The sequence below is a fragment of the Paraburkholderia sp. AV2 genome (genome assembly GCF_054968425.1).
In genome coordinates this window covers 98340-109253 of record NZ_JBANLK010000019.1, presented here as the reverse complement: position 1 = coordinate 109253, position 10914 = coordinate 98340, and the positions used below count along the sequence as shown (strand labels likewise).

7 protein-coding genes are annotated in these 10914 nt (G+C 61.5%); 5 read left to right on the top strand and 2 right to left on the bottom strand.

The window, feature by feature from the left end; genetic code table 11:
* The 3 genes from V8683_RS15575 to V8683_RS15565 form a co-directional block, all read left to right on the top strand.
* A partial coding sequence (locus V8683_RS15575; protein WP_462880658.1) for an NAD(P)/FAD-dependent oxidoreductase occupies positions 1 to 1047 on the top strand: 1047 nt, incomplete at its 5' end.
* Between the two features lie 28 nt (positions 1048 to 1075).
* Positions 1076 to 2479, top strand: coding sequence for an MFS transporter (locus V8683_RS15570; RefSeq protein ID WP_411193268.1), 1404 nt, complete (start codon positions 1076 to 1078; stop codon positions 2477 to 2479).
* A gap of 373 nt (positions 2480 to 2852) precedes the next feature.
* Positions 2853 to 3554 (top strand): response regulator, encoded by a 702-nt coding sequence (locus V8683_RS15565; RefSeq protein ID WP_411193267.1) that lies wholly within the window; start codon positions 2853 to 2855, stop codon positions 3552 to 3554.
* 422 nt (positions 3555 to 3976) lie between these two features.
* Here V8683_RS15565 and V8683_RS15560 read toward each other — a convergent pair whose 3' ends face one another.
* Entirely contained in the window at positions 3977 to 8440 is a 4464-nt protein-coding gene (locus V8683_RS15560) for an ATP-binding protein (RefSeq protein ID WP_411193266.1), read from the bottom strand.
* Between the two features lie 145 nt (positions 8441 to 8585).
* Positions 8586 to 8780, bottom strand: coding sequence for a hypothetical protein (locus V8683_RS15555; RefSeq protein ID WP_411193265.1), 195 nt, complete (start codon positions 8778 to 8780; stop codon positions 8586 to 8588).
* A gap of 478 nt (positions 8781 to 9258) precedes the next feature.
* Here V8683_RS15555 and V8683_RS15550 point away from each other — a divergent pair, with 478 nt between their 5' ends.
* The gene (locus V8683_RS15550; RefSeq protein WP_462848089.1) at positions 9259 to 9807 is read left to right on the top strand and encodes a fimbrial protein; all 549 of its coding nucleotides are present in this window, start codon (positions 9259 to 9261) and stop codon (positions 9805 to 9807) included.
* A 249-nt stretch (positions 9808 to 10056) separates the two neighbouring features.
* Entirely contained in the window at positions 10057 to 10800 is a 744-nt protein-coding gene (locus V8683_RS15545; RefSeq protein ID WP_411193263.1) for a fimbria/pilus periplasmic chaperone, read from the top strand.
* Positions 10801 to 10914 lie beyond the last annotated feature (114 nt).

Below are 10914 nucleotides of genomic sequence, written 5' to 3'. Positions count from 1 at the left end.
CCCCACCGCTCCGACGCCTCAACCCCCTCTTACTCCCCCCACCTGCCGTGGTACCCGCGGCCCCCCGCTGCCCCCCCTAGCTCCGCCGGTGCCGGGGGGGGCTTCACCCCCCGCCAGGGCCGCGAGGTGCAGTACGACCGTCTCGTGATCGCGACGGGTGGTGCAGCGCGCCGTCTGCCGGCGAGCGTCGTGAAGACTTCGCACATTACTTACCTGCGTACGCTCGACGAAGCCGTGGCGCTGGGCGAACGTCTGCGCGCGAGCCAGCGCGTGCTCGTGGTGGGCGGCGGCTGGATCGGTCTCGAAGTGGCGGCCACGGCGCGCAAGCTCGGCGTGGAGGCGACCGTGGTGGAAGGCGCGCCGCGCCTGTGCGCGCGCTCGCTGCCGCCGCTGGTTTCGGACTTTCTGCTGAACCTGCATCGCGCAAATGGTGTGGACGTGCGCCTGAATGCGGCGCTCGTCTCGCTCGGAGATCACCCGGAGGACGCGAGCCGCGTGCGCGCCATCTTCGCCGACGGCTCGACGCTCGACGCCGACTTCGCCGTGGCCGGCATCGGCCTCGCGCCGCACACGGCACTCGCGCAGGACGCGGGCCTCGCGGTGACGGACGGCATCGTGGTGGACGAATACGGCGCGACGGAAGACCCGTACGTGTTCGCCTGCGGCGACGTGGCCAATCATCCGAATGCGTGGCTCAAGCGGCGCGTGCGGCTGGAGTCGTGGGCCAACGCGCAGAACCAGGCCATTGCGGCGGCGAAGGCCGTGCTGGGCGTGAAGGTTCCGTACGCCGAGATTCCGTGGTTCTGGTCCGACCAATACGACGTGAACCTGCAGATCCTGGGCGATCTGCCCGCGGACGCCGAACTGGCGGTGCGCGGCAACCTCGACGAAAAGCGCGCGACGCTCTTCTTCGTGGAGCACGGCAATCTGCGCGGCGTTATCGCGATCAACGCCGCGCGCGACCTGAAACTCGCGCGCAAATGGATGAGCCAGGGCCGTGCGGTCGATCTTTCGACCCTGACCGACACCAGCAAGGCACTTGCGTAGACCAACGAAACGGGAATGGACGAGACGCATGGGAACCATCGATAACTTCATCGGACGGCAGAGCGCCCAAGGCGTGGGCGAGGCCCACACGCGCGGTTCGATCATCGCGCGGCTGGAACGCCTGCCGACCAATGCCATGCAGGTGCGCGCGCGTATCCTCATCGGCCTCGCCACGTTCTTCGATGGCTTCGACGTGATCGCGATCGCCGCGACACTGCCGATCCTCATCCAGAAGTGGCATCTCACGCCGTGGGAGATCGGCTTTCTGATCGCTTCCGGGTCGATCGGGCAACTGTTCGGCGCTTTCCTGTTCCCGTGGCTTGCCGAGCGGCACGGCCGCGTGCGCGCGATTGCATGGAGCTCGGGGATCATCGGCGTGACGAGCATCGCGTGCGGCTTCGCACCCACCTTCGCGGCGTTCGCTGCGCTGCGGGTAGTGCAGGGTCTGGGTCTGGGTGGCGAACTGCCGGTGGCAGCCACCTACATCAATGAAATCAGCCGTGCGCACGGCCGTGGACGTTTCGTTCTGCTTTACGAAATCGTGTTCCCCATCGGCCTGCTCGCCTCGAATGCGCTGGGCGCCTGGATGGTGCCGCGCTTCGGCTGGCAGGCGATGTACTTCATCGGCGGCCTGCCGCTGATCCTGTTCTTCACGCTGCGCCGTCTCGTGCCCGAGTCGCCGCGCTGGCTTGCCGAACACCATCGCCTGGACGACGCGCATCTCGCCGTGAGCGCGTTCGAGCGCAAGGTGAAGGGCGTGCTCGAACCGATCCCGGATGCGGCGGAGTTCGACGCGCTGGTCAACCGCTACCCGGAGCGCCGCGTCAAGGATCTCTACGGTCCGGCCTACCTCAAGCGTTCGATCGCCGTGGCCATGCTGTGGATGACCTGCGGCTTCATCCAGTATGGTCTTTCGACCTGGCTGCCGACGATCTATCGCACGATCTATCACGCGCCGCTGCAACTGGCGCTGAATCTGGCGGTGGCGGCGTCCGTGCTGGGCGTGGTGGGCTCGCTCACCTGCGCGCTGCTCGTCGACAAGGTGGGCCGCAAGCCCATCATCAACGTCTCGTTCGTGCTGTGCGCGCTGTCGCTCGCGCTGGCCGGCATCTGCCACGCGATGTCGGTGTACGTGGTTGCGACATTCTGCGCGTTCGCGCTGGGCTTCCTCGCGTGCGGCTTCATCACGGCCTACGTCTACACGCCGGAGCTCTATCCCACCAGCATCCGCGCCATGGGTTGCGGGATGGGCGGCGCGTGGCTGAAGGTGGCGGCCATCTTCGCGCCCACCATCGTTTCGAAGACCATGATCGGCGGAAATCTCGACATGGCGTTCTACATCCTCGCAGCCGTGCCGTTCCTCGCCGCCTTGGCCGTGCATCTGCTCGGCATCGAAACCAAAGGCAAGGTGCTGGAGCAACTCGAAGCCTGAGGGCGGGTAGCACCTCCAGTCGCGCGAGGTCGGGGACCTGGTCACGTGCCGGGTCCGCCGGCACGTGACCAGGCCGGACGGCTAGTGGAGACCCTTCATCCGAAAATTCGTACCAGTCCGACATTGAGGGCGGGTGCGGGGTCCTACACTGCTTACCGGTTTTACCAGCGGCTCCGTAACGCCTGAGCCAACCAGCCGGAAACCTTATCCTGCCCTTGTGAATTAAAAGGGCTCCATCATTGCGAGCTTGGCCCACATCTGGAATTGCGCTTCAGCTTACGCAGGCACAGTGCGATCTCAAAAAACGAAAACAGTATTTATACTGTGTGAGTGGCCTGTAACTTGATGGAGCCCGATCCCGATGCCTCCTGTGATGAAAATCCGAGTCATACTCGCCGACGACCACCCCATGCTGACCGCAGGGCTCAAGCACATTCTTTCGGGGACGAGCACGATTGAAGTCGTTGGCGTGGCTCGCGAGTCGGGTGAAATCGTCGAGCAACTGGACAGCGTGGCATGCGACGTACTGATCACCGACTACTCGATGCCGGGCGGGAAGTACGGCGACGGCCTCACATTTTTGTCGTTCATAAGACGGCGCTACCCCAACCTGAAGATTGTCGTATTCACGATGATCGACAATCCTCCGCTGACGACTGAAATTGCCCGCCTGGGTGTGCGTGGCGTGGTCAACAAGGGGGGAAACATCGATCTGCTGGTCGCGGCGGTCCACGCGGTCGTTGCCGGCGATACCTTTTTTCCCGAAACCACCGACTCGCGGCAACTGGAGTCGAAAGTTGCTCGCGAGCGCGAACGCCCCGCGCTCACAAAGCGGGAAATGGAAGTTGTTCGTCTTCTTGCGTCCGGTCTTACGGTTAGCGAAATTTCGCAGCAGTTGCATCGAAGCAAGCAGACGATCAGTACTCAGAAGAACACTGCCATGCGGAAATTAGGTATCGAACGCGATGCCGATTTATATCGCTTCATTTTCGAAAGCGGCCAGGGCGGCCAACCCTCGTCGGCGCCCGGCGGCGCTGCGCCCCTGTCAGAAGACCCAGGGCCGATGGCGGGTTAACGCTGCCGCGAACCGGCCCGGTTCACGCCCGGGTTTTGTCGTATCTGGATGCTCTAATGCGGCCACGCGTCAAGGCTTCCAGCGCGAAACCGAATCCGATTGATGCCAGGACCAGGGTGGCGCCAACGGCGGCGCAGGCGAGGACGATCAGGTGTTCATGCCCCGCTTCCTCTGTCGGCTGGACGATTAGGGTAGCGAGCCAATTCAGGCACGGCGAGAAAATTGCCACGTTAAGGAACTGCATAAACATGCTTCAAAACCCGAGAGAAAATTTACGTCTTCATGGTGCGCGAACTATGTGCAACATGATTTAAGAATGTGCGGCCGAGTGTACCTTCGGCTCAATTTTGAGATTGTTAGAAAAAGGAAGGAATTCGCCGATAGGTGACAGGTTCTTGATCGGCGTCCAGGTACCTTAGGTGTTACTGCGTGGCAATGTGGCCGGCTATTCTGAGCAGCCTGGCCGTCACCTTGCGCGCGGCCGTTTCAAGGGGAATGGCGCTTTGTCCAAGTACGGATGCCCGAAAATCGGCAAGCGCATCGGCAAGCGGTGTGTAGCGTAGAAGCATGGCGGTACCGCTTACACGATGTATCCACTCACGCAGCACCCCCTCATCCGGCGCCTCAAGCAGCTCGGCCAGCTTTTTCACGTCGTCACGCAGGCTCTCCGCCCCGATTTTGATCAGCGTTTCGTCACGGCCGGCATGGCTTTGCTGGCCGCAGATCGCTTGCCAGTCGAGCGGCGGCAATGGAACGTCGCCGCTATCCCCCGCCTCTGGACTGTGCGCCGGATCGGAACCTGTGCTTCCGGATTGCGTTCCTTCCTGGGAAGGTGCCGCAGTTTGCGGCAAGCAAGCCGGTGCCCATCGTGCGAGGCATGCACGCAATACTTCGATCTGGGCGGGTTTGCGCAGCCAGTCGTCCATGCCGGCTCCGAGGCATCGTTCGCGCTCGTCCGGCTGCACGCTCGCCGTCACGCCAATGATGGGGAGCCGTTCGGAGGCCGACGCAAGAGCACGTTGCCCTCGCTCGCGCTCGCGAATCTCCCCGGCGAGGGCATACCCGTTGATGTTCGGCATATGGCAGTCGGTAATGAGTATGGCGTAATGGGTTGTTTCGTAGAGCTTGAGTGCCTGTGCCCCATCTTCTACGGCATCGCTCGCACAGCCTAGAAGCTGGAGCTGCATCTGGATCAGATGCCGGTTCACGGGATTGTCTTCGGCCACGAGGATCAACGCGCCGTCGCGCAGCGCCTCGTCGCGGGTCCGGACTACCGGCAGAGAAGTATCGTCGGCGTTTGCCTGTGCATGGGCGTTCACCCTTTCGCCGAGAGCCGCGTGACATACGGCACGCAGGCCTCGGAACGAGAGGGGATTGACGCTCAGGCGAATGTCGTCGTCGGTGAGCCGGTAGCCGGCGGCCTTCGGGCGCTCCGTGACGTGAATGGCTGTGAGACGCTCTCCCAACCCCTTGGGAGGGGGCACTTCCGCATCGAGAAAGACGACGTTCGGTGTGCCGGAGCTTTCTTCGCCTGGCAGGGTATTCATTTCGTCCCGGCTTGCAATGGCGGCATGCACCCCGAGCGCGCCGAGTCCCTCGCGCAGGGCTTCGGCGAGGTTCCTGTTCGACACCAGGATGGCGGCGCGCAATTGGCGCAATTGCGCTTCGTCGTCCTGCTTTCGCTTCTCGACGGGCAGCGGCAGGCAAACGGTCACGCGGGTTCCTTTGCCGGGTTCGCTCGCTATGTCGATCTTCCCGCCCATCAGCTTGATCAGTTGATTCGAAATCGCCAGACCGAGGCCTGTGCCGCCAAAGCGCCGGGACGTGGACGAGTCGGCCTGGACGAACGGCGAAAACAGCATGGGAATTTTCTCTGTCTCGATGCCGATGCCCGTGTCGGCTACCGCCAGACGAAGCACCTGAGCGGAGCCTGTATCGCTTTCAATGTCGACATTGAGCGAGATCGTGCCATTCGCGGTGAATTTGGTGGAATTGCCGAGCAGATTAAAAAGAACCTGGCGAATGCGCACGCTGTCGCCACGATGCCGTGCCGCTACGTTCCGGTCGATCCGGCAGCGCATGGTGAGGCCCTTTTCATGCGCGCGCGCCGAGAGCATGCCCATCACGAGATCGCAAACCGCTCTAAGGTCGAATGGCTCGCTTTCGATGGCGAGCTTGTTGGCCTGAATCTTCGAATAGTCCAGTATGTCGTCGAGAATCTGCAGCAGGGCACCGGCCGAATCGTGAATCATGCCTACGATGGGCGCCTGGTCTCCCCGCAAGTCGCCTTGTGCCAGAATTTCCACGAGCCCAAGCACGCCGCTCATGGGCGTGCGAATCTCGTGGCTCATCATCGCAAGAAATTGGTCCTTGACGACTGAGGCGTGCTCGGCTGCGTCGCGGGCTTCCTCCAGTTCTTCGGCCCGTTGGTGCTCGCGCGTCGTGTCGTTCCAGTACCCGTCCCAAAGCAGCGCGCCGTCCTCGCTGCGACGCGGCACGGCGCTGATCTGCAGCCAGCGCACGGCGTTGCCGTCGAGTGCCTGGACGTCGGCGAACAGCGGCCGCATGGTGCGCCCGGACTCTTCGAATGCCTCTCGCAGGTAACGTATCTGATCCGGCGCGACGGCCAGCTTATGACGAAGGTCTTTCGACGGCGGCCCGAATTGCGGGAGCTCCGGCAGTAGCTCCTCGTTCCCGCCAACGTATTGATACGCCAGGCGGTTGTTCGGATCGCGCCGCAATTGAAATACGGCGGCGGGCAGGTTGCGCGTGATGTCCTGCAGCAGGGCTTCTGTTTCGCGAATCTTTCGTTCGGCATTGACAACCGGCGTGACGTCCACGACAACGCCGACCGAGCCGAGCTGTTTGCCGCCTTCGTCGAAGAATTGCCGGGACCAGTACAGACCATGCCGTTGTTCTCCGTCGAGATTGACGAATCGAACGAAGACGCCGTCGAACGTCTTGTTTTCGCCAACCAGTGCCTCGATCGCGTGCGTGAGCGATCCGGTCAATTTGCTGCGTCGAATACATTCGGGGATCGTGAGCCCGATGATTTCCGAACGAGGTAGCCCGATGGCCGCCGCGGCTCCGGCGTTGACGTCGATGTAACGGCCTTGCGCATCGCGCACGCCGATCGGGAGCGGCACGAGGTCGAGCAGCGTTTCGCGGAACTTGAGTTGCGTGGTGAGATCGGCTTCTGTTCGCTTACGCTGGCGCACTTCGGTGCGCAGGCGCGCATAGCCGAATGCCAGTGCGACGATTGCGGCCAGGACGATCAGCAGAATGGGCAAGCTGCGGCGGATTGCATCCTGCCATGAGAGGCCGAGCTCGTATCGCGTTGTGAGATACCGGTTTTGTAGCGCGGCGCGCTGCGCCTCCGGCATGGTTGTCAGTACCCGGTTGACGATTGCCACGAGCGGTTCGAGACCGGCCCTGAACTGAAATCCGATGGCCTGCCGGTATCCGGTCCAGCCGAGCACCTTGAAGTCTTCCGCGTCGTCTCCCTGCAGCAACTGGTCGAGCGCGGCGAGGTTGCCGATCACGACGTCGGCGTTGCCTTCGCGCACGAGTTGCAATCCGTCAGTGGGCGAGCGCACTTCGATTGTTTTCGCGTTCGGGGCTTCGGTATGCACCCAGGCGGCGTTGCCGGACCGCTCTCCTACGGCGACGCGTAGACCGTCGAGTTGCGACAGGCTGCTCACCACCGGCGCCGTCCGCCGCCCGACAATGGCGACGGGATACGTCATGATGGGTACCGTGGCGCGCGGCAGGCGCTCGCGGTTCGGCACTGGCCAGACATAGACCACCAGATCCGTGGTGCCGGCCGCGAGCATCGAACCTTCCTCGTTAGGCGAGCCGCGCGGCGAAGACGTCTGGACGATCCGTATGTTGAGTCGCTTTGCGATATAGGCGAGATATTCCGGTAGCATGCCCGACGGCTGGCCGGCGCTGTCGAGATAGCTATAGGGCGCCCATCGGGTAACCAGAGTGGCCTTCAGAGGCGGCAGGCCCGCAAGGAATTTTTGCTCGTCGGGGCTGAGTGTGAACGTGCTCGACTCGGGCGGCGGCGTCACGTCACCGGATATCCATCGGGCAAGCAATTGCGTGCGCTCGTCGGGGTTAATGCGCTCAAGACCATGATTGACCCTGTCGCGTAGCGCTGCATGGTCGAGCGGGAACGCGAAACGCAAGTCGCCCGATGGTTCCGTGTGGGCCTCGCTAATAACGAGATTGCGAAGCTCCGGATCGCGCATCTCGTATTCGACTGAGGGGAGAAGGCCGAAGTATGCGTCCGCGCGGCCTGCTGCCACGGCCTGCAAGGCCTCATGCGTGTTGGGCGTATAGAGGAATCGTGCGTCGGGGTAGCGTTCGCGCAGTTGCCGCCCCATGAAGAAGCCTTCCTCTACGGCGTACGTTGCGCTGGGCGCGAGGGCGGGGCTCGCGAATGCGGTGCGATCGGGGCGCGTCACTACAACTCCGCTGCCGTCGTAGTAGGGATCGGAAAACGTGAGGCACGCTTCGCGCTGGGGCGTGCGCGCCAGGTCCGGAACGATGTCGACTTCGCCACGGCACGCGGCAAGCACCAGATCGCCCGCATTCGCAAATATGCGGGTCTGGAAGCCGTTCGCCCCGATTCCCAGCGCCTTTGAAAGAAAGGCTCCGCTGAGGCCATCCAGCTTGCCGTCCGAGAGGTAGTCGAACGGCGGCCAGCCGTCCTTCGTTACACCGACAATGGGCGTTCGCGCGGTTGCGGAATCGGCTGCGGCGACGCCGGGCGTTCCGGGGACGGCGTCCGCCGGCCAGACAAGCGTGGCAATTACCAGTCCTGCTGCCCATGCGCGGCTGCCCACCCGCCTGGGCCATGGGAAAGAAATGCCGATTCCCATTTTGCTCTCCGTGTGACGGCTTCCTGACCGGATGTCGCGATTGTAAAGACTGCTATGGATTATGAGCCAAAACGGTTGTCGTTTTGCCCTGCAAAGGCTGGTCTGGCCGCCCGGTTCGCAACGCGTTTTTCCACCGGGGCGGATTTCATGCCTCGAGTTTCACCCCCTTTTCCACCTCATTTTTCCACTGTTCGATGAAGTGCCGCTTCTGAGGCGAGGAAGACAGCAGGAAGATATTCAGGCTGGAGATAAAGCTGCGCTGCTCGGAATCGGTCAGCGAACCGAAGGCGACGAGTGCCGCACTAATTGCGGATGAATCGAAACGTTGGCGTTGATGCACGGCGAGTAAGCTCCCATGGTTTGCTAGCAGTCGGCTAGTTCAGGCAAGCGTAGCGAAGCTTCTCGCGTGATGCTATCGAACAATTTTTAAAAATTTGGCTGACTGATTACCATTTCAGCCCCCCCGCTTGTTATCTAACATACTCGCGAGCCTTTCGACAATGTGCGACGCACACCGACAGGAAACGCCTACATGGGCTGTTGCGGAGTTTTCGCTTGGCCTGATTCGGGGAATATTTAAAAAAGGAAAAATCCGGTAGACAGCAAGGCGATTTCGTACCAGTTCTATCCCTGAATGCCCTGTGGCTTCCGATAATTGCATTGGCCCGAGATTAAGGGGCGAGGAAACCAGAGCCATGGATTCAACGCGGTTCCGGGCGGTAAATCGCAAATTGACAGATGCGTTTGATGCCTTCGGCGGAATCGATTGAGTGGATCTGGTCATTTTAAAGATGATGACAATTCAGGAAAGTTTGAAAATGAAAAAGATCGCTATTAGCACGATCGTCGCTGCGATGGGTCTGGCTGCTGCTGGTGCGCATGCTGGTCCGGCAAACAACGGTGGTGTGCTGACCATCAATGGCGCGCTGACTGCCCAAACCTGCACGGTGAATGGTAACGGCTCGGGTTCTAACAATTTCACGGTCACGCTGCCGACCGAGTCGGCAGCGGCACTTTCGGCTGCGGGTTCGGTCGTTGGCGCAACGGGTTTCAGCATCGCCCTGACGAACTGCGCACAATCGGGTAAGGTGCGCACGTTCTTTGAATACGGCTCGAACACGCTGGCCGACGGCAATCTGTTGAACAACGGCAGCGCTACCAACGTGGAAGTTCAGTTGCTGGACTACAACAACGGTTCGAATGTCATCGATGTGAGCAAGGCCGATGGTGCGCAGAACTCGAATCTGGTCACGATCAGCAGCGGTGCCGCGAACCTGCAGTATGCAGCGCAATACATTTCGCCGACTGGCGGCGCGACTCAGGGTGCTGTGACGACCAACGTCACGTACTCGATGTCTTACCAGTAATCCACTGGTGTGCGGACGGAGCGCCCGAGCGCCTTCGTCCGCAAGGTTGGCCACGAAATAGCGGCTCGCGGGTACCTGCCCTTCCTACGGATCCGGGTAGGTCTCTGATTAGGTCTTGCGTGCGGCCGCTTTCTTCCGTCTGGCTTTATTTATGTTGATTTCGCACTCAGGCACCGATGCCGGAACGGGTTGTGCCGCACAAATGCGCGAAACACCATTTCACAGAATTTTGTTCTCTGGTTGAGCGTCATGAATATCCGAAAACTCCTCAGCAGCGCCATGGCCGCAGGTGCGCTGGTTCTGGGCGCGATGTTGCCTGTTGCGGCGCATGCATCGGTCGTCATTGCGGGTACGCGCGTGGTCTATAACTCCACGGATAGCGAAGTGACGCTTAAGCTCTCCAACGTCGGCCAGTCGCCGGCGCTGACCCAGGTATGGCTCGACAAGGGCGATCCGAAGGCCGATCCGAGCAAGCTCGACCTGCCTTTCATCATGACGCCGCCGCTCGCGCGCATCGACCCGGGCAAGTCACAGACTATCCGCATTTCGTATACCGGCGAAGCGATGCCGAAGGACCATGAAACCCTGCTGTGGTTCAATCTGCTCGAAGTGCCGCCCAAACCCAAGGCGGAGGAAAGCAGTGACAACTACGTGCAGCTTGCGTTCCGCTCGCGCCTGAAGTTCTTCTTCCGCCCGGCGGGTCTGCCGGGCAAGGCCGATGATGCACCGGATAAGCTCATGTGGCATGTGGGCGATAAGGCCGGCAAGCCCGCGCTGCTGGTGTCCAATCCCACGCCGTATTACGTCACGATCATCGAAGCCCATGTGGGCGAGGGCGAACATGCGCCGAAGTTCGAAGACGGTGACATGGTGGCGCCCGGTGGGCAGACCGCGTTGCCGCTCTCGGCTGCGGCCGTAGCGGGTGGCAAGGTGACGTTCACCACGCTCAACGATTACGGTGGTCCGATCAAGCACGAGGCAGCACTGCAATAACTCTTTGGCATGTCCGATTACGGAGCATGCAAATTATAAAATATAAGGATTCCGAAGCAAATTTCAGTTGAAGTGCTTCGGATTTAGCTTGAGTCGCGCTGAGCGAACAGAACC

Coding starts and splice junctions, on each gene's coding strand:
- V8683_RS15570 (WP_411193268.1), top strand. CDS start 1,076: ATGGGAACCATCGATAACTTCATCGGACGGCAGAGCGCCCAAGGCGTG.
- V8683_RS15565 (WP_411193267.1), top strand. CDS start 2,853: ATGAAAATCCGAGTCATACTCGCCGACGACCACCCCATGCTGACCGCA.
- V8683_RS15560 (WP_411193266.1), bottom strand. CDS start 8,440: ATGGGAATCGGCATTTCTTTCCCATGGCCCAGGCGGGTGGGCAGCCGC.
- V8683_RS15550 (WP_462848089.1), top strand. CDS start 9,259: ATGAAAAAGATCGCTATTAGCACGATCGTCGCTGCGATGGGTCTGGCT.
- V8683_RS15545 (WP_411193263.1), top strand. CDS start 10,057: ATGAATATCCGAAAACTCCTCAGCAGCGCCATGGCCGCAGGTGCGCTG.